Source organism: Qipengyuania marincola (genome assembly GCF_029688625.1).
Classification (GTDB): Bacteria; Pseudomonadota; Alphaproteobacteria; order Sphingomonadales; family Sphingomonadaceae; genus Qipengyuania.
In genome coordinates, this window is record NZ_JARULC010000001.1 from 83,010 (window position 1) to 105,121 (window position 22,112).

26 protein-coding genes are annotated in these 22,112 nt (G+C 65.2%); 13 read left to right on the forward strand and 13 right to left on the reverse strand.

What is annotated here, in order from left to right; all coding sequences use genetic code 11:
- Window positions 1–3: 3 nt before the first annotated feature.
- Both P8Q88_RS00435 and hisC read right to left on the reverse strand, forming a co-directional pair.
- Complete coding sequence (locus P8Q88_RS00435) at window positions 4–909, reverse strand: prephenate/arogenate dehydrogenase family protein (protein WP_278321865.1); 906 nt, start codon at window positions 907–909, stop codon at window positions 4–6.
- Entirely contained in the window at window positions 906–2,006 is a 1,101-nt protein-coding gene (gene hisC / locus P8Q88_RS00440) for a histidinol-phosphate transaminase (protein WP_278321866.1), read from the reverse strand. Before hisC ends, P8Q88_RS00435 begins: the two co-directional genes overlap by 4 nt.
- Before the next feature lie 95 nt (window positions 2,007–2,101).
- Here hisC and metX point away from each other — a divergent pair, with 95 nt between their 5' ends.
- Together metX and metW are read left to right on the forward strand one after the other, a co-directional pair.
- Window positions 2,102–3,190 (forward strand): homoserine O-acetyltransferase MetX, encoded by a 1,089-nt coding sequence (gene metX / locus P8Q88_RS00445; RefSeq protein WP_278321867.1) that lies wholly within the window; start codon window positions 2,102–2,104, stop codon window positions 3,188–3,190.
- The gene (gene metW, locus P8Q88_RS00450; RefSeq protein ID WP_278321868.1) at window positions 3,187–3,771 is read left to right on the forward strand and encodes a methionine biosynthesis protein MetW; all 585 of its coding nucleotides are present in this window, start codon (window positions 3,187–3,189) and stop codon (window positions 3,769–3,771) included. The genes metX and metW overlap by 4 nt, the downstream gene beginning before the upstream one ends.
- On the opposite strand, the gene fghA is transcribed toward metW, so the two are convergent.
- The 3 genes from fghA to P8Q88_RS00465 form a co-directional block, all read right to left on the reverse strand.
- Window positions 3,768–4,610, reverse strand: coding sequence for an S-formylglutathione hydrolase (gene fghA / locus P8Q88_RS00455; protein WP_278321869.1), 843 nt, complete (start codon window positions 4,608–4,610; stop codon window positions 3,768–3,770). The genes metW and fghA overlap by 4 nt on opposite strands.
- A gap of 113 nt (window positions 4,611–4,723) precedes the next feature.
- On the reverse strand, window positions 4,724–5,116 hold the full coding sequence (locus P8Q88_RS00460; RefSeq protein WP_278321870.1) for a VOC family protein: 393 nt from the start codon (window positions 5,114–5,116) through the stop codon (window positions 4,724–4,726).
- A 57-nt stretch (window positions 5,117–5,173) separates the two neighbouring features.
- Window positions 5,174–6,280 (reverse strand): S-(hydroxymethyl)glutathione dehydrogenase/class III alcohol dehydrogenase, encoded by a 1,107-nt coding sequence (locus P8Q88_RS00465; protein WP_278321871.1) that lies wholly within the window; start codon window positions 6,278–6,280, stop codon window positions 5,174–5,176.
- Between the two features lie 96 nt (window positions 6,281–6,376).
- Between P8Q88_RS00465 and P8Q88_RS00470 the strand changes: the two genes are divergently transcribed.
- From P8Q88_RS00470 to P8Q88_RS00485, 4 genes are all read left to right on the forward strand, one after another.
- Entirely contained in the window at window positions 6,377–6,763 is a 387-nt protein-coding gene (locus P8Q88_RS00470) for a hypothetical protein (RefSeq protein WP_278321872.1), read from the forward strand.
- A gap of 75 nt (window positions 6,764–6,838) precedes the next feature.
- Window positions 6,839–7,285 carry a hypothetical protein gene (locus P8Q88_RS00475; RefSeq protein ID WP_278321873.1) on the forward strand — a complete coding sequence of 149 codons (447 nt, stop codon included), beginning with the start codon at window positions 6,839–6,841 and terminating at the stop codon, window positions 7,283–7,285.
- An 87-nt stretch (window positions 7,286–7,372) separates the two neighbouring features.
- Window positions 7,373–8,044, forward strand: coding sequence for a glutathione S-transferase family protein (locus tag P8Q88_RS00480; protein ID WP_278321874.1), 672 nt, complete (start codon window positions 7,373–7,375; stop codon window positions 8,042–8,044).
- A gap of 11 nt (window positions 8,045–8,055) precedes the next feature.
- Complete coding sequence (locus P8Q88_RS00485; RefSeq protein ID WP_278321875.1) at window positions 8,056–8,433, forward strand: hypothetical protein; 378 nt, start codon at window positions 8,056–8,058, stop codon at window positions 8,431–8,433.
- A 4-nt stretch (window positions 8,434–8,437) separates the two neighbouring features.
- Here the strand turns inward: P8Q88_RS00485 and mutM are convergent, their stop codons facing one another.
- Entirely contained in the window at window positions 8,438–9,253 is an 816-nt protein-coding gene (gene mutM / locus P8Q88_RS00490) for a bifunctional DNA-formamidopyrimidine glycosylase/DNA-(apurinic or apyrimidinic site) lyase (RefSeq protein WP_278321876.1), read from the reverse strand.
- Between the two features lie 68 nt (window positions 9,254–9,321).
- Between mutM and P8Q88_RS00495 the strand changes: the two genes are divergently transcribed.
- Entirely contained in the window at window positions 9,322–10,053 is a 732-nt protein-coding gene (locus P8Q88_RS00495; protein WP_278321877.1) for a class I SAM-dependent methyltransferase, read from the forward strand.
- Between the two features lie 3 nt (window positions 10,054–10,056).
- The gene (gene ubiB / locus P8Q88_RS00500; RefSeq protein WP_278321878.1) at window positions 10,057–11,619 is read left to right on the forward strand and encodes a 2-polyprenylphenol 6-hydroxylase; all 1,563 of its coding nucleotides are present in this window, start codon (window positions 10,057–10,059) and stop codon (window positions 11,617–11,619) included.
- Window positions 11,620–11,629: 10 nt separating this feature from the next.
- Here ubiB and P8Q88_RS00505 read toward each other — a convergent pair whose 3' ends face one another.
- The gene (locus tag P8Q88_RS00505; protein WP_278321879.1) at window positions 11,630–12,019 is read right to left on the reverse strand and encodes a hypothetical protein; all 390 of its coding nucleotides are present in this window, start codon (window positions 12,017–12,019) and stop codon (window positions 11,630–11,632) included.
- Between the two features lie 122 nt (window positions 12,020–12,141).
- On the opposite strand from P8Q88_RS00505, the gene P8Q88_RS00510 reads away from it, so the two are divergent.
- A complete protein-coding gene (locus P8Q88_RS00510; RefSeq protein WP_278321880.1) occupies window positions 12,142–13,950 on the forward strand; it encodes a bifunctional phosphopantothenoylcysteine decarboxylase/phosphopantothenate synthase in 1,809 nt (602 codons plus the stop codon).
- Complete coding sequence (gene dut / locus P8Q88_RS00515) at window positions 13,943–14,404, forward strand: dUTP diphosphatase (RefSeq protein WP_278321881.1); 462 nt, start codon at window positions 13,943–13,945, stop codon at window positions 14,402–14,404. The genes P8Q88_RS00510 and dut overlap by 8 nt, the downstream gene beginning before the upstream one ends.
- 7 nt (window positions 14,405–14,411) lie before the next feature.
- Here dut and P8Q88_RS00520 read toward each other — a convergent pair whose 3' ends face one another.
- The 5 genes from P8Q88_RS00520 to secB form a co-directional block, all read right to left on the reverse strand.
- On the reverse strand, window positions 14,412–14,699 hold the full coding sequence (locus P8Q88_RS00520; protein ID WP_278321882.1) for a hypothetical protein: 288 nt from the start codon (window positions 14,697–14,699) through the stop codon (window positions 14,412–14,414).
- 110 nt (window positions 14,700–14,809) lie between these two features.
- Window positions 14,810–15,523, reverse strand: a complete 714-nt coding sequence (locus P8Q88_RS00525; protein WP_278321883.1) for a DUF4136 domain-containing protein — start codon at window positions 15,521–15,523, stop codon at window positions 14,810–14,812.
- Window positions 15,524–15,688: 165 nt separating this feature from the next.
- A complete protein-coding gene (gene trpS, locus P8Q88_RS00530; protein ID WP_278321884.1) occupies window positions 15,689–16,705 on the reverse strand; it encodes a tryptophan--tRNA ligase in 1,017 nt (338 codons plus the stop codon).
- A 4-nt stretch (window positions 16,706–16,709) separates the two neighbouring features.
- Entirely contained in the window at window positions 16,710–18,281 is a 1,572-nt protein-coding gene (gene murJ, locus P8Q88_RS00535; RefSeq protein WP_278321885.1) for a murein biosynthesis integral membrane protein MurJ, read from the reverse strand.
- A 30-nt stretch (window positions 18,282–18,311) separates the two neighbouring features.
- Window positions 18,312–18,842 carry a protein-export chaperone SecB gene (secB, locus tag P8Q88_RS00540; RefSeq protein WP_278321886.1) on the reverse strand — a complete coding sequence of 177 codons (531 nt, stop codon included), beginning with the start codon at window positions 18,840–18,842 and terminating at the stop codon, window positions 18,312–18,314.
- Between the two features lie 246 nt (window positions 18,843–19,088).
- On the opposite strand from secB, the gene P8Q88_RS00545 reads away from it, so the two are divergent.
- From P8Q88_RS00545 to P8Q88_RS00555, 3 genes are read left to right on the forward strand one after another with little or no spacing between them, the layout of a single operon-like run.
- Window positions 19,089–19,748, forward strand: coding sequence for a Tim44/TimA family putative adaptor protein (locus P8Q88_RS00545; protein WP_278321887.1), 660 nt, complete (start codon window positions 19,089–19,091; stop codon window positions 19,746–19,748).
- A gap of 25 nt (window positions 19,749–19,773) precedes the next feature.
- Window positions 19,774–20,961 carry a murein transglycosylase A gene (gene mltA, locus P8Q88_RS00550; RefSeq protein WP_278321888.1) on the forward strand — a complete coding sequence of 396 codons (1,188 nt, stop codon included), beginning with the start codon at window positions 19,774–19,776 and terminating at the stop codon, window positions 20,959–20,961.
- On the forward strand, window positions 20,958–21,509 hold the full coding sequence (locus P8Q88_RS00555; protein ID WP_278321889.1) for a Smr/MutS family protein: 552 nt from the start codon (window positions 20,958–20,960) through the stop codon (window positions 21,507–21,509). Before mltA ends, P8Q88_RS00555 begins: the two co-directional genes overlap by 4 nt.
- Here P8Q88_RS00555 and P8Q88_RS00560 read toward each other — a convergent pair.
- The gene (locus P8Q88_RS00560) at window positions 21,493–22,107 is read right to left on the reverse strand and encodes a Pr6Pr family membrane protein (protein ID WP_278321890.1); all 615 of its coding nucleotides are present in this window, start codon (window positions 22,105–22,107) and stop codon (window positions 21,493–21,495) included. The two genes, P8Q88_RS00555 and P8Q88_RS00560, sit on opposite strands and share 17 nt — an antisense overlap.
- Window positions 22,108–22,112: the final 5 nt, after the last annotated feature.

The following is a 22,112-nucleotide window of genomic DNA, read 5'->3' on the forward strand; positions in this document are numbered from 1 at the left end:
ACGCTAGTGGTCGCCACGCCCGAAGTCGGGCCGCGCGTCGTCCTGCCCTTCCTCGATGATCGAGCGGCGGATCGTGCGCGTTCGCTCGAACAGTTCGAACAACGTGTCGCCATCGCCATTACGGATGGCGCGCTGGAGGGCGGTGAGATCTTCGGTGAAGCGGCCGAGGACTTCCAGCACCGCGTCGCGATTGGTCAGGAAGACGTCGCGCCACATGGTCGGGTCGCTGGCGGCGATGCGGGTGAAATCGCGGAAGCCCCCGGCGGAATATTTGATTACCTCGCCGCGGGTCACGTCCTCGAGGTCGCTGGCGGTGCCGACGATAGTGTAGGCGATGAGATGCGGGATGTGGCTGGTCACCGCGAGGACGACGTCGTGATGCGCCGGGTCCATGATCTCGACCTTCGCGCCGAGGCCCTCCCAGAAGGCGGAGACGTCGGCGACCGCCACCTCGGGTGCACCTTCGGGCGGGGTGACGATGCACCAGCGATGGCGGAACAGTTCGGGAAAGCCCGCGTCGGGACCGCTCTTCTCGGTGCCCGCGACGGGATGGGCAGGGATAACGGTCGCGCCGGGCAGCGCCCTTGCGATGGCCTCGCCGACGCTGCGCTTCGATGAGCCGACATCGCTGACGATTGCGCCTTCGGGCAGGGCATGCGCAATGGCTTCGGCCGCCGCGCCCATCGCGCCCACGGGCACGCAGAGGATAACCAGATCGGCCTGGCGCACCGCCTCGGCAGCGGTCTCGCAGACCGTGCCGACAAGTCCGCGTGTCGCGGCGCGGCGGCGGACCTCCTCGCTCGCGTCCCAGCCGGTGGTCGCTATGTTCGGCAGCATTTGCCGTGCGGCGAGACCGACCGACCCTCCGATCAGTCCGAGGCCGATGATTGCGACGCGCTCGACGCTCATGCGGAGGTCCCGCACAGCTCGCGCAGCACGGCGGCGATATCATCCATTTGCGCTTCGGTGCCAACGGTGATCCGCAGAGCTTGCGGCAGACCCTGTCCGGGCAGGTGGCGCACAGCGTATCCAGCCTCGGCAATCGCGTCCAATGCGGTGGTGGCCGCGAGGTCGCCTTCGAAGACGACCAGCACGAAATTCGCCTCGCTCGGCAGGGCGCGCAGGCCGTGGTTGCCGAACGCCTCGACCTGTTCGACGAAGCGTGTACGCGCGGCGGCATTGGCCTCGCGCGACTGGGCGACGAAGTCCTGGTCGGACAGGGCAGCTAGGGCTGCGCGCTGCCCGCTCGCGGTCACGTTGAAGGCTCCGCGCAACCGGTTGAGCGCGTCGACCAGATGCGGCGCGCCGGTCGCCCAGCCCACCCGCTCGCCCGCGATGCCATAGGCCTTGGCGAAGGTGCGGGTGACCAGCACGTTGTCGTGCCGCGCGGCGAGATCCATGCCGCCGTCGTCCACGCCTTGTGGCAGGAATTCGGCATAGGCCTGGTCGACCACCAGCAGCACGTCCTTCGGCAGGCCGGCATGCAGGCGTTCGACCTCGGCGCGCGGCAGGAAGGTGCCGATGGGATTGTTCGGATTGTCGAGCAGCACGACCCGCGTGCGCTCGGTCACGGCGGCGAGCAGCTTGTCGACGTCGGGTGCGTAGTCGGCGTCCTCCGCCAGCACCACCTCGGCCCCGACCTTGTGGGCGAGCAGCGGGTAGAGCGAGAAGGAATAGCGCGAGAACAGCACTTCGTCGCCCGGCCCGGCAAAGGCCTGCACCGCGCCGTGAAGGCATTCGCCCGAGCCCGTGCCGCACACGATCCGCGCCGGGTCGATGCCGTGGAGCTTGCCGATGGTTTCGCGCAATTGCGTGGCGTCGGGATCGGGATAGAGGTTCGGCTGTTGCCCGCCAGCAAGCGCCTCGATCACATTGGGGCTGCAGCCGAGCGGGTTCTCGTTGGCCGACAGTTTGACCAGCGGGCGGCCATCGGCAGCCTTCGACTTGCCGGGCACATAGGCATGGATCGCTTCGATCCACGGTTTGAGGGTCGGTTTGTCTGCCATGTTCGGCTTTGTCGCATGAAAGAATATCGCCCCTTCGACAAGCGCCAGCCTTGCGGTTAGAGGCAGGGTTTGATTGTTTCGTCCAAAGGTCCGATTTGAACCCTACCTCGAAAACGCTGGTCCTGCCCGCACCGCTGCCCCTCGACGGCGGGGGCGAGCTGGCGCGGGTGGAGGTGGCTTACGAGACCTATGGGGCGCTGAACGAGGACCGGTCGAACGCGATCCTGCTGTGTCATGCGCTGACCGGCGACCAGTATGTCGCCTCCCCCCACCCGATCACCGGCAAGCCCGGCTGGTGGGAGCGGATGGTCGGCCCCGGAAAGCCGATCGATACCGAGCGCTTCCACGTCATCTGCGCCAATGTCATCGGCAGTTGCATGGGCTCGACCGGCCCGGCGAGCGAGGCGTCTGACGGTGCGCCCTATGCCATGCGCTTTCCCGTCATCACCATCCGCGACATGGTCCGCGCCCACGTCGGCCTGCTCGATGCATTGGGCATCCAGCGGCTGCACGCGGTGGTCGGCGGATCGATGGGCGGGATGCAGGCGCTGAGCCTCGCGGCCAACTGGCCAGAGCGCGCGGCGCGGGTTCTCGTGATCGCCTCCACCAGCCGCCATTCGGCGCAGAACATCGCCTTCCACGAACTCGGGCGGCAAGCGGTGATGGCCGATCCGCGCTGGAACCAGGGCGACTATTATGGCAGCGAAGCACCCGACAGCGGGCTCGCCGTGGCGCGCATGGCAGCGCATATCACCTATCTTTCCGAAGAGGCGCTGACCGAGAAATTCGGGCGCAACCTGCAGGACCGGGAGGCGAAGAGCTTCGGCTTCGATGCCGATTTCCAGGTCGAGAGTTACCTGCGCTACCAGGGCAGCGGCTTCACCCAGCGCTTCGATGCAAACAGCTACCTCTACATCACCCGCGCGATGGACTATTTCGACCTCGCGGAAGAGCACGGTGGCAAGCTGGGCGATGCCTTCGCAGGCACGAGCGCGCGTTTCTGCCTCGTCAGCTTCGATTCCGACTGGCTCTATCCCACGGCGGAGAGCCGCCACGTGGTCCACGCGCTCAACGCGGCGGGCGCGGCGGTGAGCTTCGTCGAGCTTTCCGCCCCGCACGGCCACGACAGCTTCCTGCTCGATGTGCCCGCGCTCGACCGCGTGATCGGGGGGTTCCTCGGATGAGCTTGCGGCCCGACCTTGCGGTGATCGCCAGCCACGTCGCGCCCGGTAGCCGGGCGCTCGATATCGGCTGCGGCGATGGCGCACTGATGCTCGCCCTCAGCGCCAAGCAATGCGACGTGCGCGGGATCGAGATCGACGCACGCTGTGTCGAACGCTGCGTCAGCCAGGGCCTCAGCGTGGTGCAGGGCGATGCCGACCGCGACCTCGCCGACTATCCCGACAAGGGCTTCGACTACGCGATCCTCAGCCAGACTTTGCAGACGGCCGCGCGGCCCGACCGCATGCTCGACGAGCTGCTGCGCGTCGGCCGCCGCGCCTTCGTCTCCTTCCCCAACTTCGCCCATTGGCGCACCCGCGCCGCGCTGATGTTCGGCGGCCGCATGCCCGTGACGCGCGCGATTCCCGTCAGCTGGTACGCAACGCAGAACATCCACCACGTGACGGTAAAGGATTTCCGCGACCTCGCGAAGGAAAAGGGCGCGCGGATCGAACGCGAATGGTTCTTTGCAGGAGAACGGCAGTTGGGCCGAGCGGGAGCCAACGGCCGCGCGGAGTTCGCCGTCTTCGAACTTAGCCGCTAGGCCCCCAACCGCGCTGCATGCCACGCCACATGCTCGGCCATGAAGGTGGAGATGAAGTAGTAGGAGTGGTCGTAGCCCTGCTGCATGCGGATTTCGGGGCTCATACCGGCCTTGGCGCAGGCCATCGAGAGGGCGCCGGTCTTGAGCTGCTCCTCGAGGAAATTGTCCGCTGTGCCTTGATCGACCAGCAGATGGTCGAGCCGCGCGCCGTCCTCGATCAGCGCGACCGCATCGTATTCGCGCCACGCCGCGCGGTCCTCGCCGAGATAGCGACCGAGCGCCTTTTCTCCCCAAGGCACCTGGCTCGGCGTGACGATCGGGCTGAAGGCGCTGACCGAGCGGAAGCGGTCGGGATTGCGCAAGCCGATGGTCAGCGCGCCGTGGCCGCCCATCGAATGGCCGGTAATCGACTGGCGCTCCAGGTCGACCGGAAACTCCGCCGCAATCACCTCGGGCAGTTCCTGCTCGATATAGCTACGCATCCGGTAGTGCTTCGCCCACGGTTCCTGCGTCGCATCGACATAGAAGCCGGCACCTTTGCCGAAGTCGTATTCGTCCGATGCGTCGGGCACATCCTCCCCGCGCGGGCTGGTGTCGGGCGCGACGAAGACGATGCCATGTTCGGCACAGGCGCGGCGATATTCGCCCTTCTCGGTGACGTTTTCATGCGTGCAGGTGAGGCCTGAAAGGTACCACAGCACCGGTAGCTTGATCCCGGGCATGTGCGGGGGGACATAGACCGAGAAGGTCATCTCAGTCCCGGTCTCGCGCGACTGGTGCGAGCAGACGAATTGCTCACCCTCAAAGGCCCTGTTCTGCGAAAGATAGTCGAGCGGCATGCGGGAAATTCCTGTCGTATAGTCTGTTCGGCCCGCCCTTACGCGAAGGGCGCAGCCGGCCAAGAACCGCTGCGCCCAAAGCACCCCTGTTCGGGACGATATGAAGTAGCGGCTTAACTCGGCCGGTGGATCCCGCAGATCTTGTGCCCGTCGAGGTCGCGGAAATAGCTGAGGTGCATCGCACCCATCGTGCTCTCGCGCAGGCCCGGCGGGTCTTCGATGCTGGTGCCGCCATTGGCTACCGCGACATCGTGCAGTTCCTTCACCTGCTCGGGCGAATTGCAGCGAAAGCCGATGGTCATGCCATTGGCGCAGGTTGCCGGTTCGCCATCGATCGGCTGGCTGAGGGCGAAGACATTGCCATCATGCATGAAGAAGACGCGCTTGGTGCCGCTGTCGGTGGTGTTCTCCATCGCCCCCTGCGCGCCCAGCACGCCGAGGACCTTCTCGTAGAACGCCTTCGACTTCTCGATATCGTTGGTGCCGATCATGATGTGATTGAACATTCCCGCCTCTCCTTTGCGTTTCGATTCGCTACCTTATCGGACCGGCGCGCCGCGCGATCAATAGACCACCACGGCGCGGATGCTTTCGCCCGCGTGCATCAGGTCGAAACCCTTGTTGATCTCCTCGAGGCTGAGGCGATGGGTGATCATCGGGTCGATGGCAATCTTGCCGTTCATGTACCAGTCGACGATCTTCGGCACGTCGGTCCGGCCCTTGGCCCCGCCGAAGGCCGTGCCGCGCCAGTTGCGCCCCGTGACGAGCTGGAAGGGTCGGGTGCTGATCTCCTTGCCCGCCTCGGCCACGCCGATGATGATGCTGGTGCCCCAGCCCTTGTGGCAGCATTCCAGCGCGTCGCGCATCACGTCCACATTGCCGGTGCAATCGAAGCTGTAATCCGCCCCGCCGTCCAGCAATTCGACGAGATGGGCGACGACGTCCTTCGTCTCCTTAGGATTGACGAAATCGGTCATGCCGAACTTCTCGCCCCATTCCTTCTTGGAAGGGTTGATGTCGACGCCCACGATGCGGTCGGCGCCCGCCAGTTTTGCGCCCTGAATGACATTGAGCCCGATTCCGCCAAGCCCGAAGACGACGACATTGTCGCCCGGCTGGACCTTTGCCGTATTGGTCACTGCACCGACGCCGGTGGTTACGCCGCAGCCGATGTAGCAGGTGGTGTCGAAGGGCGCGTCCTCGCGGATCTTGGCGACCGCGATCTCTGGCAGCACGGTGAAGTTCGAGAAGGTCGAACAGCCCATGTAGTGATAGATCGGCTTGCCATTGTAGGAAAAGCGCGTGGTGCCGTCGGGCATCAACCCTTGCCCCTGAGTCGCGCGGATCGCGCTGCACAGGTTCGTTTTGCCCGACAGGCACATTTTGCACTGGCGACATTCGGGCGTGTAGAGCGGGATCACGTGGTCGCCCGGCTTTACGCTGGTGACGCCCGCACCCACCTCGCGCACCACGCCGCAGCCTTCATGGCCCAGCACGCTGGGGAAGATCCCCTCGCTGTCATGGCCATCCAGCGTATAGGCGTCGGTGTGGCAGATGCCGGTCGCCATGATCTCCACCAGCACCTCCCCCACCTTGGGGCCTTCGAGGTCGAGCTCGACGATCTCGAGCGGCTGTTTCGGTTCGAAAGCTACGGCGGCACGGGTTTTCATGGGACATCTCCTGTTCGCCAGCGGGACTAGGCAAAGGCCGAAGCACCCGCAAGGATCGTTGCTTGCTATTCAGGCTGCGTACCTTAGGGGCGGCGCATGACAAAACTCCTTCTTGCCCTGGGCCTCGCCGCCGCTTCGCTCCCTCTTGCCGCGCAGGATGCGCCGGCCGCCGCGCCGACCACTTTGCCGCAATTGTCGATCGACCAGGTCACCAGCCTGCGCTGCGGCGTTGCCTTCGGCATGGTCGCGAAGGAACAGGCGGAGGGCGACGAGCGCGCCGCAGCCTATCCCGCCATGGATCCGCGCGGTCGCGAGTTCTTCGTGCGCACGATGGCCGGCCTGATGGACGCCCACGACCTGACCCGCGAACAGGCCAATGGCCTGACCTACGCGACCCTGCAGACGATGCAGCAGGAAGGGCGCGAGGCACGAGAGGCAATGATGCCGTCCTGCCTCATGCTGCTCGACGCTTCGGGTCTCTGATTGCGGCGTTCAGCTTCGGGTCACCGCGGCACGCTTACTCCTCGGACAACTTGAGGTATTTCGGGGATTCGACCGATGCGTAGCCCAATTGTCGCCGCTGCCGCGGCGCTTGCAGCAATCTCTGTTCCTGCCGCCGCGCAGGATTACGACGCGGTTCCGCTGGACGAGCCGACGATGGACGACCGCGCGCTTAGCGGCATGGCCGGCGAACTGCGCGATCCCGTGCGCCAGCGCGAAATGGCGCTGATGCTGCAGACCATGACCGAAGTGCTGCTCGACTTGCCCATCGCGCCGCTGGCGCAGGCTGCTGCCGACATGGCGGGCGAAAGGGCCGAGGACATCGATCCCGACCTCACCCTGCGCAAGGTCGCACCCGATGCGGGCCGCGTGAGCGAGGAAGTCGCCGTCGTCGTGCCGCGGGCGATGCAGGCGATGGGCGGCCTGGCCGAGGGGCTTTCCGACATGGCGCCGGCCTTGCGCGACATGGCCGATCGCCTGCGCGACGCTCTTCCCAGAGACTAGACCGCGCCCGATCCACTGGAAATTTAATGCTTTCGCGCGCCGCTGTGGTGGACGCGCGAGTCGCACTGGTGCATGAGCGGCTGACCGATGTGGCAGCTCTACCAGTTCCCCCTGTGTCCTTTCAGTCGCAAGCTGCGCCTGCTCATGAGCGAGAAGAACGTCGCCTTTGAGCTGGTGCGCGAGAACCCGTGGGAAGGGCGCGACGAATTCTGGCAGCTGAACCCGGCGGGCCGCACGCCCGTGCTCCACGATCCGGGCCGCCGCATCGCGCTCGCCGACAGCCGCGCGATCTGCGAGCTGCTGGAAGAGACGGTCGACCGCAATCCGATGATCAACGGATCGGCGCTGCAACGCGCGGAAATCCGCCGGCTGGTCGCGCTGTTCGACGAGAATCTCTATGCCGACGTCACCGCGCCCGCGCTGCACGAGAAGATGAAGAAGCGCATTGTACTGCGCCAGTCGCCCGATGCGCAGGTGCTGCGCCAGATGGGCCGCCTGCTGCACGGCCACCTCGACTATATCGACTGGCTGGTGGACACGCGCCAGTGGCTGGCCGGGCCGACGCTGAGCCTCGCCGACCTCGCCTGCGCGGCGCAGCTTTCGGTGGTGGAATATCTCGGCGCAATGGACTGGAAGGGTCACGAACAGGCGCACGACTGGTACATGGTGATCAAGAGCCGCCCGAGCTTCCGCCCGCTGCTCGCCGAGAAGATGGAAGGGTTGCCTCCGCCGCGCGAGTATGCGGCGCTGGATTTGTGAGGTAGCTCGGTTTGAAACTTCACGGGCAGCGCTGGCGTTTTCAACTGGAGAACAGCGAGATCTTCGTTGACAATGCATTCAGCTGGTATGGCTGGGCCCAAGAGCGATTGGTGGTCAATGGGGACGTCGCTCAAGCTGCGGGCCAGTGGTTTGCCTTTCGCAGGTCATTCGATGAGGATTGGCTAACGGTAACAGGCGACGGCCTCCTCGAAGTCAGGATGCGCTCGACTCTGACCGGAGTGAACTGTGAAATAGCCATCGACGGGACTGCCGTCGAACCCGATGGGCTTTTCGAGGCGACTTGGAAAGGCAGGCGGAGCTGGCCTGAAGAAGTCCGTTGGAAGGAAGTTGCCGAGTTCAGCATCTTTCGAGATTTGAAAGCCGACTGAATCTCTACCTCTGACAAACCGGGCAAAACCACGTGCTGCGTCCGCCTTGCACAATGCGCCTGACGGTGCCGCCGTCCTCGTGGTGGCAGGCCTCGCCCTCGCGGCCGTAGACGTGGAAGCGGGTGGCGAAATAGCCGAGGTTGCCGTCGGGCTGGGCGAAATCGCGTAACGTGCTGCCGCCGTCGCGGATCGACTGTTCGAGCACTTCGCGGATCGCCGGGACGAGGCGGCGCAGCTGCGGCATGGTCACCTTGCCGCCGGCCTTTCGCGGGTTGATCCCGCTGCGCCACAGCGCCTCGCACACGTAGATATTGCCGAGGCCCGCCACGATCCGCTGGTCGAGCAGGAGCAGCTTGATCGCCTGCTTGCGCCCGCGCGTCGCCTCGCGCAGGTGTTCGGCGGTAAGAGCATCGCCCAGCGGCTCCGGCCCCAGCGCGGCGAAAGGCTTCCACGTCACCAGCTCTTGCGTTGTCATCAAATCGACCGAACCGAAGCGCCTCGGATCGTTGAGCGCAAAGCGGTTGCGCGTGGTCTCCAGAATCAGGTGATCGTGCTTGTCGTCGGCCTCGGGATCGATCCGCCAGCGCCCGCTCATGCCGAGGTGGAATACCATCGCATGGTCGCGGCTCGTGTGGATGAGCCCGTATTTCGCCCGGCGCGTCAGATGCGTGACGCTCGCCCCGGTCAGCGCCTGCACCAGACCGGCGGGGAAGGGGCGGCGCATGTCGGGGCGGTTGACCGTGACACGGGTGATCGTCTCGCCTTCGAGGAACCGCGCAAGCCCGCGCACCGTTGTTTCGACTTCGGGAAGCTCTGGCATATCCCTCCCTCTAACACCCTTTGCGCCTGCCACAATTCCCCCTAAGGCCCCTCCCTATGAACACGCCCATGAACGACACCGTTTCCTTCGGCTATGAAGACATCGACGCGACCGAGAAAACCGGCCGCGTGGGCGAGGTCTTTTCCAATGTCGCCGCCAAATACGACATCATGAACGATGCCATGTCCGGCGGCATGCACCGCCTCTGGAAGAACCGCTTCGTCGCGCGCGTGAAGCCGCAGCCGGGCGAGGAGATCCTCGACATGGCGGGCGGCACGGGCGACATCGCCTTCCGCATGGCGGCCAAGGGCGCGAGCGTGACAGTCAGCGACATCAATCAGGACATGCTCGACGTCGGCATCGAGCGGGCGATGGAGCGGGGCATCGACGGACTGGTGTGGAGCCGCCAGAACGCCGAGGAGCTTACCTTCTCGAGCCGCATTCTCGACGCCTACACCATCGTCTTCGGCATCCGGAACGTGACCTTCATCGACAAGGCCCTGCGCGAAGCGCACCGGGTGCTCAAGTTCGGCGGGCGCTTCTTCTGCATGGAGTTCAGTCAGACCGACTGGCCCGGCTTCAAGGAAGTCTACGACCTCTACTCGCACCAGCTCATGCCCAAGATCGGCAAGGCGATCGCCAATGACGAGGACAGCTATCGCTATCTCGCCGAATCGATCCGCCGGTTTCCGAAGCCGACCGAATTCGAAGCGATGATCCGCAATGCGGGGTTCGAGAATACGCGGGTGGAATCGATCCTCGGCGGCGCCGTGAACATCCATTCGGGGTGGAAGGTCTAGCGGGTGGCGAGACCGCTTACTCACATTCTCCGGCTCGGGAAGTGGGCGCGCATTCTTGCGCGGCACGGGGCCCTGCGCGGGATCCAGAACGATCCCAACACGCCGGTGCCGGTCAAGCGCCTGATCGGTATCTTCAGTATCGGCACCGTGAAGTCACGCGAGCCCGATTACGCGGGCGCTTTCCGCGACATCGGCCCCGCGGCAATCAAGCTGGGCCAGACCCTGGCGACGCGTCCGGACCTCGTAGGCGAGGATGCGGCGCGCAATCTGCTGAAGTTGCAGGACGACCTCCCGCCGGTCGGCTTCGACAAGATCAAGGCCAGTATCGAGGCAAGCTTCGAGCAGCCGCTGGAAAACCTCTACGCCGAATTCGACCCCGTGCCCGTCGGCGCCGCGTCGATCGCGCAGGTCCACCGCGCCGTGACGATCGAGGGCAGGCAGGTCGCGGTCAAGGTGCTGCGCCCCGGCGTGCGCGAACAATTCGCGCGCGATATCGACACTTACGAATGGGCCGCCGCCCATGTCGAAGCGATGGGTGGGGAGGCGGCACGCCTGCGCCCGCGGCTCGTCATCGCCAATTTCAAGCGCTGGACCAATCGCGAACTGGACCTCAGGCGCGAAGCCGCCAGCGCTTCGGAACTGGCCGAACACATGGTCGGAACCGAGGGATATGAGATCCCCGGCATCGACTGGGACCGCACCAATGGGCGGGTGATGACGATCGACTGGATCGATGGCATCAAGATCAGCGATACCGAGGCTCTGCGCGCCGCGGGTTTCGACATGAACGAGCTGGCCAGCCGCCTCGTGCTCGCCTTCCTGAAACAGGCGATCGCGGCCGGTTTCTTCCATGCCGACATGCACCAGGGAAACCTGTTCGTGAAACCGGACGGGACGATCGCCGCGATCGATTTCGGCATCATGGGCCGGATCGACCGGCAGGCGCGCATGTGGCTGGCGGAAATCCTCTACGGTTTGACCACCGGCAATTACCGCCGCGTCGCCGAGATCCACTTCGAGGCGCAATATGTGCCCAGCTATCACAATGTCGATGAATTCGCGACGGCACTGCGCGCCGTGGGCGAGCCGATGCGCGGCAAGCCGGTGAGCGAACTCAGCGTCGGCCAGATGCTCGACGGCCTGTTCGCCATCACGCGCGATTTCGATATGCAGACGCAGCCGCATCTGCTGCTGCTCCAGAAGACCATGGTGATGGTCGAGGGCATCGCCACCCAGCTCAATCCCAGCATCAACATGTGGGACACCAGCGCGCCCTATGTCCGCAGCTGGATCCGCGACGAGCTGGGGCCGGAAGCCGCAATTGCCGACCGCATCCGCACCGACACGGAGACGCTGCTGCGCATCCCGGACCTCGTCCGCCGGATCGAGGATCGCTTCCCGCCGAAGGGCGGCGCGCCGGAACCGCCTCCCTTGCCGGATGTCGAACTCGTCTGGGAACGCCGCGCGCGGCGCGAGCGCTCAAGCGGTGCGCTGGGCTATCTCGCCGTCGCGGTCGGGGGCGGCCTGCTCGGCTGGCTGGCCAGTGCGCAGGGCTGGATCGGCTGAGCGATTTCCCTCAGGCCGACCGAACCGGCCAGCCCCAGGCCCTGATGGCAAGGCTGATCACGATGATGTGCAGCGCCTCTACCGCCATCGGCACGATCCACCCGTCATAGGGCCCTTCGGCGACCAGATTGACCGCGCGGCCCACAAAGGCGATCGTGAACAGGCCGAGCGCCGGTAGCAGTACGTCGCCGCGCCTGCGCCATGCGCCCCAGCCCATCGAGAGGGCGGAGACGTAGAAGAATGCGGTCATGTCGCCCCGCAGCGTCGAGCTGCCATGAGTGCTCGCCACCGAGAGGCCGAAATCTTCCCCCGAGTTTGCCGGGTTTACGAAGAAGCCTGTGCCGATCACGAGATCGATGATGGCCAGCCCCAGGATGATCGCGCTCAAAATTACATGCATCTGCCCCTCCGTTTCCCCTTTTTTTACCATAGGCGGCTACGCGTAAACCCGCAAACTGTCCGCGCTACGCGCTGGCCATGGAGAACGGGGGGCGCTAGCAAGCGCTGGATGACACGATGGGAATGCATTCGCCAATTCGCGCCGGGACGGACGCCGGGCCTGCCACCCATGGGCATGGCGAGGTGAGCGGCCCGCACATCCTGCTGGTGATCGGCGGCGGTATCGCGGCCTACAAATCCTGCGAACTGGTCCGCATGATCCGCAAGGCGGGCGGGCGCGTGACCTGCGTCCTGACCGAAGGCGGTCAGCAATTCGTCACCCCGATGGCGCTCGCCGCGCTCAGCGAGAACAAGGTCTATACTTCGCTGTTCGATCTCAAGGACGAGGTCGAAATGGGCCATATCCAGCTGAGCCGCGAGGCGGACCTCGTTGTAGTGTGCCCGGCAACTGCGGACCTGCTGGCCAAGATGGCGGCAGGGATCGCCGACGATCTGGCGACTACGCTGATCCTCGCGACGGACAAGCCGGTGCTGACCGTGCCGGCGATGAACGTGAAAATGTGGGAGCATTCGGCGACCCAGCGCAATGCCGACTGGCTGCGGCAGGCCGGCGTCGGCGTGATGGATCCCGACGAAGGGCCGATGGCTTGCGGCGAATTCGGCCCCGGTCGCCTGCCCGAACCTGCAGCGATCCTGGCGCGGATCGCCGAGGAGCTCGAGCTCGACATCGATGTGCCCGAACTCTCTGCTCCCGCCCCGGCGCAGCTGGCAGCGCCGCAGCCAGATGCGGGCGAGGATGATGTCGAGGAGATCGAGGCAGCGGCAGATCACGTCGAGGCGCTCGAGCCCGAGGACGAGGAAGAGATAGAAAAGTCCGGCGGCGGCCTTGGCGGGTTGCTGTCGATGATCATTCCGCGCAGCACGCGCCAGCGCACGCATGAGGACATCGAAGCGGAACTCGATGCGCTTGGCGTGGACGAGCTGCCCGAAGATTTCGCCGACGAGGCCCAGGAGCCCGATCTCGACGATGCCGAGCCGCAGATCGACCCGGCCGATGCCGGGCCATTGCTGGCGACCAAGGGCAAGGCCGCATCCGCCCCGCCGACCGATCCCGAGGCGATCAACCACGAGGTTTCGCGCAAGGGCGCCACGGCGCGGCCGCAACCGCTCGACGGCGATCGCCAGTCGATTTCGGTCAGCTTCGAGGATTCGCCCCTGGCCGGGCAGATGGAATTCGATCCCAATCCCGAGCATCGCCCGCTTTACGGCCGGCATGTGCTGGTGACCGCCGGCCCGACGCGCGAGCCGATCGATCCGGTGCGCTACATCGCGAACCGGTCCAGCGGCAAGCAGGGCTTTGCCATCGCGGCCATGGCTGCGGCCGCGGGTGCGCGCGTCACGCTGATTGCCGGACCGGTCCACCTGCCGACGCCGGTGGGCGTCGACCGGATCGACGTCGAAACTGCCGAGGACATGGCGGAAGAGGTGAAGAATGCCCTGCCGGCCGATGCCGCCTTCATGGTGGCGGCCGTCGCCGACTGGAAGAGCCGCACGGTCGCCGGCGAGAAGATGAAGAAGCGCGGCAGCGCCCCGCCGGCACTGATCCTCGCCGAGAACCCCGATATTCTTGCCAGCGTTGCCGCCGGTCGCAAGCGCCCGCCGCTGCTGGTGGGCTTCGCCGCCGAGACCGAGAACGTGGTCGAAAACGCCAAGTCCAAGCGGAAGCGCAAGGGCGCCGACTGGATCATCGCCAACAATGTCAGCTTCTCCGAAGGCGAGAGCGTGATGGGCGGCGACATGAACCAGGTCCACGTCGTCACCTCCAGCGGTGTGGAAAGCCTGCCCGAAATGCCCAAGGAAGAGGTTGCGCGCGAGCTTGTCCGCATGGCAGCAGAAGCCCTCAATGGCGAGGGTGACGAGGACAATGACTGATCGCATCGGGGTACGGATCAAGCGCCTGCCCCACGGAGACGGCCTCGATCTGCCCGCCTATGCCACCGATGGTGCGGCGGGGATGGATGTGGTCGCCGCTGAAAACGTCACGCTCGAACCGGGCACCCGCCACGCGGTTGCGACCGGGCTCGCGATGGCAATCCCCGGCGGGTACGAAATTCAGGTCCGCCCGCGTTCGGGGCTCGCGCTCAAGCATGGCATCAGCGTGCCGAACACGCCCGGCACGATCGACAGCGATTATCGCGGCGAACTGAAGATCGTCCTCATCAACCACGGCAGCGAGGCATTCGCCATCGCGCGCGGTGACCGCATCGCGCAGCTAGTGCTTGCGCCGGTCACGCAGGCAGAATGGGAGGAAGTCGAGGAGCTGGACGCCACGACGCGCGGCAGCGGTGGCTTCGGATCGACCGGGGGGCACGCCCGGCTCGACTAGCCGCGACCTAGTCGAACAGGCCCACGGCCAGCTCGGCCCAGACCAGCAGGAACGCGGCAAGGATCGCGCCCGTCACGAGCAGGCGGACGCGCATTGCATTCGACAGCCGCACGGCGGCCTCGATGCCGAAGCCGACGGCGCCGAGCAGGATGCCCATGACGAGGAAATCGCCCGGTCCCCAGGCGACCTCTTGCGAGAATTGCATGGCGATCGCCGGGATCAGTAGCGCGGCGATGAGGGTGCCCCATCCGAGCCAACGCCAGTGGGTCCCGCTGTTACGTGCGATATCGGTCATCGGCGCTCTCCGCTTGCGTGCGATACGAGCGTAACCCATTCGGGCCCATACGGAAAGGGCGGCCCGTCGGGACCGCCCTTCCTCGGTGAAACCCCGCAATGGGGATTGCGTCAGTCGATCCGGCGGACGACCTTTTCTTCGGGCTTGATCGAAATGCGGAGCGTCTCGCCCGAATTGCCCGGGAAGTCGGTAAACATCGCCTCGACCAGGTTCGGCACGAGATATTGCAGCCGGTTGGAGGTCGACATGGCTTGTGCCTTGCCCTCGAACAGGCGTTCGCCGGTCGCGGCGCGGTCGATCTTCATGTCGATGCCGCTGGTATAGACCGTGTAGCTGCGCACATCGGGGCCGCCGAACCACGGATCGTAGAAGCCGTAGCCCCAGCGCGAGCCGAAATAACGCGGGCGGTAGAAGCCGGCGCGGCCGCGATAACGCGGCGAATAGAACGGCCGGTGGAAGCTGTACCACGGATCGTAGAATGGATCGGAGAACCCGACCGTGCGGACACGCTCGCGCCCGTTATCGACGCCGTAATCGAAGCGAACCAGCAGAGTGGCTGCTTCTGCGGAGGGCGCTTCGGCATAGCCAAGGCGCTGCATCTGCGCTTCGACGAAATCGGCATATTGCGCGAATTCGAGGCCGCCGGCCAGCGCCGGATCGTCGGCCACGACATAAAAGCTCTCGCCCTGCGGCGCGGGCAGCTGCGTCTGGAAGCGCGAAACATCCGCCTTGAACGGTGTGGCGCAAGCCGCGAGGCTTACGAGGAGAATCGGTACGGAGGCGAGCTTGAGAGTGCGCCCCAAACCTGTCTTTCGGTCAGTCATGCTCAGTCCCTTTCGAGCGAATGCGCATCATATACGATAATGCAGTCAAGCGCAGCCCGCCGCTTCCCCAAGGCGTTCTGTCAGCGAATGTGCCGATTTGTAGACCAACGACAATGAACCCGGTTTGAATGCCGGACCTCACAATTGTTGCAATATGCGAAGGGCTTAGCGCACGAGGCCAAGCGCGCGATAGGCTCCGCTCAGCGTCGCGCTCCCGGCTTCGCGGGCCTGGGAGGCCCCGCGGGCGAGGATAGCGTCGAGTGCCTCCTGGTCGTCCTTCAACTCGCGGAAACGCGCATTGATCGGGGCCAGTGTATCGACCAGCAACTCGCCAAGTGCCGGCTTGAACGCGCCGAACCCCTGTCCGCCGAATTGGCCCAGCACGTCTGCGACGCTCCTGCCGGCCAGCGCGCCATAGATGCCGACCAAATTCTGCGCCTCGGCCCGGCCCTCCAGTTCCTTCTCGGTGTCGGGCAGGGGCTCGGGGTCGGTCTTGGCCTTCTTGATCTTCTTCATGATCGTGTCGGCATCGTCGGTCAGGTTAATGCGGCTCATGTCCGATGGATCGGACTTGCTCATCTTCGCCGTCCCGTCACGCAGGCTCATGATCCGCGCCGCTGTGGGCGGGATATAGGGTTCGGGCAGGGTGAAGAGCGGGGCGTCTTCGGCGCAGAAATCGTTGTTGAACTTCTGCGCGATGTCGCGCGCCAGCTCGAGATGCTGCTTCTGGTCCTCGCCCACCGGGACACGCGTTGCCTGGTAGAGCAGCACGTCGGCGGCCTGCAGTACCGGATAGGCGAACAGCGCGACCGATTGGCCCTCGCGGTTTTTGCCGGCCTTGTCCTTCCACTGCGTCATCCGATTGAGCCAACCCATGCGCGCGGTGCCGGTCAGAAGCCATTGCAGTTCGGCATGGGCCGGAACCTGCGCCTGGTTGAACAATACGGTTTTCGCAGGATCGACCCCGCAGGCGACCAGTGTCGCCACCATTTCGCGCGTGTTCTGCGTCAGTTCGGCCGGATCATGCGGCTGCGAGATGGCATGCAGGTCGGCCAGGAAGATGAAGCATTCCCCGCCTGCGGCATGCGCTTCGTCCTGCAGCTTCACGTAATTGACGATAGCGCCAAGGTAATTGCCGAGATGCGGCTTTCCGGTGGGCTGGATGCCGGACACTACACGCATGAATTCAGGGTTCTCTCTTCTTGGTCAAAGCGGCAATGCGCTGTCTGTCGATGGCGCCGATCGCAAAGGCCACGCCGAAATAAACCACGGCCGAACAGGCGACGAGCACCAGCAAGGCGCCGATCCGCTCGAACAGGCCGGCAGAATACCAGCCGGTTAGCAAATCGCGCGCGAACCACAAGGCCGCGCCCATGGCGGCGGCTGCGACAAGCTGGCGCGCAATGCGGCCGACCAGCTTCAGCGGGATGGTGTAATAGTCGCGCCTGACCAGCACGATGTAGAGATAGGCGACATTGATCCACGCCCCGACGACGCTGGCGAATGCCACGCCGACGACGCCGTAATCGGCAATCAGCACGATGTTCATGGCGACGAACACGGCCAGCGAGATGAAGGCTGCGTACACGGGCGTTCGTGTATCCGACCGGGCATAGAAATTCGGCACCAGCACCTTGACCAGCACATAGGCGGGAAGGCCCAGCACGAGGGCGGCGAGCACCTGTCCGGTCAGTTCCGCCTGGTCCAGGCTGAATCGGCCGCCCTGGAAGATCATCGTCACGAAGGGCACGGCACAGATCGCCAGCGCCACCGCCGCCGGAATGGTCAGCAGCATCGACAGCTCGATGGCGTCCGACTGGACCCGATCGGTCCCTTCTTTGTTCTTCGCGCCGACGAATTTCGACAGGGTCGGCAGGATGGCGGTGGACAGCGCAATACCGATGATGCCCAGCGGCAGCTGGTTCAGCCGGTCGGCATAATTCATGTAGCTGATCGAACCGCTGTCGAGCTGGTTGAGAAAGTAGAGCTGCACGAGAGTGTTGATCTGGTATGCCCCGCCGCCGATCGCCGCGGGCAGGGCGATGATCGACAACCGCTTCACCTCCGGGGTGATGCGCGGCCACAGCAGTTTTGGGCGAAACCCCTCCACCCGGGTCCAGTAATAGAGCCAGGCCAGCTGGATCGCACCGCCGATCGTGACCGCCCAGGCCTGGCTGTAGCCGACCTGCCGCACGCTCCAGCCCCATGCGCTCATCGCATATTCGCCGAACAGCAGCGCCGCGATCAGCACCAGGTTGAGGATGATCGGGAAGCTGGCCCCCGGCGCGAAGCGGCTGACCGAATTCAGCATGCCGGTGAACAGCGTCACCAGGCTGACCAGCAGGATATAGGGGAACATGATCCGCGCGAAATCGACTTCCATCGCGAAGTTGGCGGGCGTCGAATCCCCGTCGCCCAGTGCCATGATCACGAGCGGCATGGCCAGCATCATGACGGCGCACAGGGCGATCAGCACCGGCAGGAACACGCTCAGCACGTCGTCGGAGAAACTGCGGGCGTCCTCCAAGCCTCCCTCTCCATGCAATCGCTTGGAGAACATCGGTACGAAAGCTGCCGAAAACGCGCCTTCCGCGAACAGGCGGCGGAAGACGTTGGGGATGATGAAGGCCTGGAACCACGCATCGGTGACGGCATTTGCGCCGAGGACGCGCGCGAAGATCATCTCGCGCGCCATGCCTGCGACGCGGCTGACCAGGGTCAGCCCGCCGATCGTCCCGACATTCTTGAGCAGGCTCATGTCAGAGCCCCCCGGTCAGACCGCAGGGCCTCAGGCTTCGCCGGTCGGGGCCGGTGCACCTTCGCCCTGCTGCTGCGCCCGCTGTGCCAGCTGCTGCTGGTAGATGCCGCCGAAATCGATCGGATCGAGCACCAGCGGCGGGAAGCCGGCATCGCGCACGGCATCGGCGATGACGCGACGGGCGAAGGGGAACAGCAGGCGCGGCGCCTCTGCGAACATGAAGGCATGGGCATGCTCGTCGGGAAGGTTGCGAATGCCCACGAGGCCGCAATATTCGAGGTCGACGAGATAGAGATTGCCCTTGCTCGCCTTGGCAGTCGCTGTGACCTTCAGCGTAACTTCGTGCACTTCGTCGCCCGCGGGTTCGGCACCGATGTTGAACTGCACGTCGAGCTGCGGCTGCTCGTTCCACTGGAAACAGTCGGGCGCGTTGGGGTTCTCGACCGAAAGGTCCTTCACATATTGCGAAATCAGCCCGACGGCGGGCTGGTTGTCTGCTCCGTTCGCGCCGGCGGCGGGATCTGGATTGAGGTCGGTGAGAACGTCGCCTTCGTTGGCCATAATCAGGGTCTTTCGCTTCGATTCGATGGTTCAGGCAGGCTGCCTTCGCACCCCGCGTGGATTACGCCGCGCGCCTAGCAGGTGGCGCGGGGCTGGGCAATGCGCACGTCGAGCGCGCTTCCGTGCGCGAACAATCCCGTCCGGACTGGCGGCGGAACATTGTCGGTTTGAAATTCTTACCTATCTAGGGCAGGAACGCGATATACGCGTTTCCGACATTTCCAGGGTCAAGCGGACAAGCATATTGTGATAACCGAAATCGTCATTCTCGCCATGATCGCGGCCTTTCTGGGATTGCGGCTCTATTCCGTGCTCGGCCGCCGGTCGGAGCATGAAGAGGAAGTCATCCCGCACAGGTTCGATCGCACCGACGCGCAGAACGATGCGCGCGAGGTGGAGGCGCCGCGCCCGATGGCCCAGCCGGTCACGCTGCGCCCGAGCGACAATCGCGTGCCTGCGAACGAGGCTGGCGTGCGCGCCATCGCCACGGCCGACTCGAATTTCGACCTCCTGAATTTCCTCGAAGGGGCCAAGGGTGCCTATGGCATGATCCTCGAAGCCTTCTGGAAGGGCGACAAGGATACTTTGCGCGAACTGACCGACGATGACGTCTATGAAAGCTTCGCCGGCGCGATCGACGCGCGCGAGGAAGCTGGCGAGACGCTCGACAATCGCCTCATCCGCATCGAGGATGCCACCGTTCGTAGCGCCGAGCTCGACGGGCGGGTCGCGCGCATCGCGGTGCTGTTCGTGGCCGACATTGCGGCGGTTACCCGCGACAAGGACGGCAATGTCATCGCCGGTTCGCTAGACGATGCGATCGAAAGCCGCGATATCTGGACCTTCTCGCGGAATGTGGATGCCCGCGATCCCAACTGGATACTCGACGAAACCGATCAGGCCTGAACAGGCAATAGTGCGGGGAGGGGTGATGCGCGGCTGGATCTTGCTCGCGGCGACGGCCTTGCTGGGCGCATGCGTCAATGTCGTGCCATCTTCATCTCCCGATGTCAGGCCTGCCCCGGTCCCGCCCAGCGGCGTGACCAGCGCGGCGCTTGCCGACGTGCAGCGGGGCCCGGATCTGGCCGGGCTCGGTTTCGGCGATAGCGATGCGGGCGGCGCGCTCGCCTCGTTCCGCGAATCCTGCCCCAAGCTGCTGGCACGGACCGACCAGAGCGGCCTGACGCAGCGCGAAGACTGGCGACCTGCATGCGAAGCAGCGGCCAATTGGCCGATCGGCGATGCGAAGCGGTTCTTCACCAGCTATTTCGAGCCCGCCCGTATCGGCGACGGTGCGGCCTTCGCGACCGGTTACTTCGAACCGGAGATTCGCGGCAGCCGGACCCGCGCGCCGGGATACGACGTGCCGGTCTACAAGATGCCGCCGGAGCTGGAGCGCGCCTGGCCAGATGACATGCCGGAGAGCGAGCGGACCGGCCGCCCGCCACTCGGCCGCTACGACGCCAGCGGCAAGTTCGTGCCCTTCTACGAACGCTCGGAAATCGTGGCGGGTGCTCTCGCCAATCGCGGGCTGGAAATCGCCTGGGCCGCCGATCCGGTCGAATTCTTCTTCCTGCAAATCCAAGGCTCCGGCCTGCTGCGCCTGCCCAACGGATCGCTGATGCGGATCGGCTATGCCGGCCAGAACGGTCGCGAATATGTCGGCATCGGCGGCGTCATGCGCGAGCGCGGCCTGCTAGGCGAAGGCCCCGGCAAATACGCCGGTTCGATGCAGGGCATCATGCAATACATCCGCGAGAACCCCGCAGAGGGCGAAGCGCTGATGAATCTCAACAAGAGCTGGATCTTCTTCCGCGAGCTGGACACCGACGGGCCCCTCGGCGCGCTAGAAGTGCCGGTGCGCGGTCAATCCTCGGTCGCGGTGGATCCGAACTTCGTGCCATTGGGCGCGCCGGTCTTCCTCGATCTCGATCGGAACGAGGCCGACGGCCTGTGGATCGCGCAGGATACCGGCGGTGCGATCAAGGGCGCCAACCGCTTCGACACCTTCTGGGGCAATGGCCCGGACGCTCGCCGCATTGCTGGCGGTATGAGCGGGCGCGGCAATGCGCTCGTCCTGCTGCCACGCGGCACGGTCGCCCGCCTGCAAGGTCGGTGAGCGCGCCGCGCGGCCTGAGCGAGGAAGAAAGCGCAGCGTGGGAGGCTCTGGCAGCCACGGTCACGCCGCTGCATCCGGCCATCGCGAGGTCCAAGCCTGAACCGGCGAAGCCTCCACCGCCGAAACAGCCGAAACTTCGCAAAAAGCAGCCTGCGCGCCCTGTAACAGTGCCACCGAGCGTTCAGCCGAAGCCCGCACCGCCGGGCAATCTCGATTCGCACTGGGACCGGCGCCTCAAGTCCGGGGCGATCCAGCCCGATCTGACGCTGGACCTGCATGGCCACAATCTCGATGCGGCCTACGACCGGCTGATGGGCGGCGTGGCACAGGCGCGCGCACTGGGTATGCGCACCATCCTGCTCGTCACGGGAAAGTCCCGCCCGGTCGCGGCAGCGGATCGCGGTGCTTCTCGCGGCGTCATTCGCGCCAAGGTGCTCGACTGGCTGGCCGCATCCAGCCACCACACCGCCATCGCTGCCGTCCGCCGCGCACACCAACGCCACGGCGGCGACGGGGCGCTCTACATCGTTCTCAAACGCGAGCGTTGATCGCTCGTTTGACGCCCAGCAACAGGGCACCGACCAGTGCGAAAAGCATGGCGAGCCCACCAATATTGATCGCCAGCTGGGCCCACCCGAGTTGTCCCGCATCGAGGAAGAAATAGGCGTAGAAGCCGCTTGCCGCGCCATAGGCGAGGGCGAACACGGCATAGGCGACCGGTGCGATCATCACCACGCCAACAGAGTGCATGGCCTTGGCGCTGCGCTGGCCGAATGCGAGCCACCACACGATCGTCACTAGCGGGACCAGCGTGTGGTGGAACTGGTTGGTGATCCGGTCCAGTCCCTCCGGATGGTGCATCCCCGCCAGCAGCAGCCAGTAGACCAGCCCGACGATTGCCAGCGCCGTAGCCAGCGCATGGACGATTTCCGGCGCTACGCGTCGCCCGAGCGCGATCCACGCCATGACCAGCCCGGCCGCCAGATTACCCCAGATGGTGAAGAAGCGCAGCAGCAGTCCGGCGCTTACCACCGGCGATCCGTCGCGCTCGAGATTGAGCGTGGTCTGCAGCGCCAGCGCACCGAGCGCAGCGACCGCGATGATCGTGGCGGCCGGACGTGCAAGGGGCGATGACAGTTGGTCCATCGCCG

Coding starts and splice junctions, on each gene's coding strand:
- P8Q88_RS00435 (WP_278321865.1), bottom strand. CDS start 909: ATGAGCGTCGAGCGCGTCGCAATCATCGGCCTCGGACTGATCGGAGGG.
- hisC (WP_278321866.1), bottom strand. CDS start 2,006: ATGGCAGACAAACCGACCCTCAAACCGTGGATCGAAGCGATCCATGCC.
- metW (WP_278321868.1), top strand. CDS start 3,187: ATGAGCTTGCGGCCCGACCTTGCGGTGATCGCCAGCCACGTCGCGCCC.
- fghA (WP_278321869.1), bottom strand. CDS start 4,610: ATGCCGCTCGACTATCTTTCGCAGAACAGGGCCTTTGAGGGTGAGCAA.
- P8Q88_RS00460 (WP_278321870.1), bottom strand. CDS start 5,116: ATGTTCAATCACATCATGATCGGCACCAACGATATCGAGAAGTCGAAG.
- P8Q88_RS00465 (WP_278321871.1), bottom strand. CDS start 6,280: ATGAAAACCCGTGCCGCCGTAGCTTTCGAACCGAAACAGCCGCTCGAG.
- P8Q88_RS00470 (WP_278321872.1), top strand. CDS start 6,377: ATGACAAAACTCCTTCTTGCCCTGGGCCTCGCCGCCGCTTCGCTCCCT.
- P8Q88_RS00475 (WP_278321873.1), top strand. CDS start 6,839: ATGCGTAGCCCAATTGTCGCCGCTGCCGCGGCGCTTGCAGCAATCTCT.
- P8Q88_RS00480 (WP_278321874.1), top strand. CDS start 7,373: ATGTGGCAGCTCTACCAGTTCCCCCTGTGTCCTTTCAGTCGCAAGCTG.
- mutM (WP_278321876.1), bottom strand. CDS start 9,253: ATGCCAGAGCTTCCCGAAGTCGAAACAACGGTGCGCGGGCTTGCGCGG.
- P8Q88_RS00495 (WP_278321877.1), top strand. CDS start 9,322: ATGAACGACACCGTTTCCTTCGGCTATGAAGACATCGACGCGACCGAG.
- P8Q88_RS00505 (WP_278321879.1), bottom strand. CDS start 12,019: ATGCATGTAATTTTGAGCGCGATCATCCTGGGGCTGGCCATCATCGAT.
- P8Q88_RS00510 (WP_278321880.1), top strand. CDS start 12,142: ATGCATTCGCCAATTCGCGCCGGGACGGACGCCGGGCCTGCCACCCAT.
- dut (WP_278321881.1), top strand. CDS start 13,943: ATGACTGATCGCATCGGGGTACGGATCAAGCGCCTGCCCCACGGAGAC.
- P8Q88_RS00520 (WP_278321882.1), bottom strand. CDS start 14,699: ATGACCGATATCGCACGTAACAGCGGGACCCACTGGCGTTGGCTCGGA.
- P8Q88_RS00525 (WP_278321883.1), bottom strand. CDS start 15,523: ATGACTGACCGAAAGACAGGTTTGGGGCGCACTCTCAAGCTCGCCTCC.
- trpS (WP_278321884.1), bottom strand. CDS start 16,705: ATGCGTGTAGTGTCCGGCATCCAGCCCACCGGAAAGCCGCATCTCGGC.
- murJ (WP_278321885.1), bottom strand. CDS start 18,281: ATGAGCCTGCTCAAGAATGTCGGGACGATCGGCGGGCTGACCCTGGTC.
- secB (WP_278321886.1), bottom strand. CDS start 18,842: ATGGCCAACGAAGGCGACGTTCTCACCGACCTCAATCCAGATCCCGCC.
- mltA (WP_278321888.1), top strand. CDS start 19,774: ATGCGCGGCTGGATCTTGCTCGCGGCGACGGCCTTGCTGGGCGCATGC.
- P8Q88_RS00560 (WP_278321890.1), bottom strand. CDS start 22,107: ATGGACCAACTGTCATCGCCCCTTGCACGTCCGGCCGCCACGATCATC.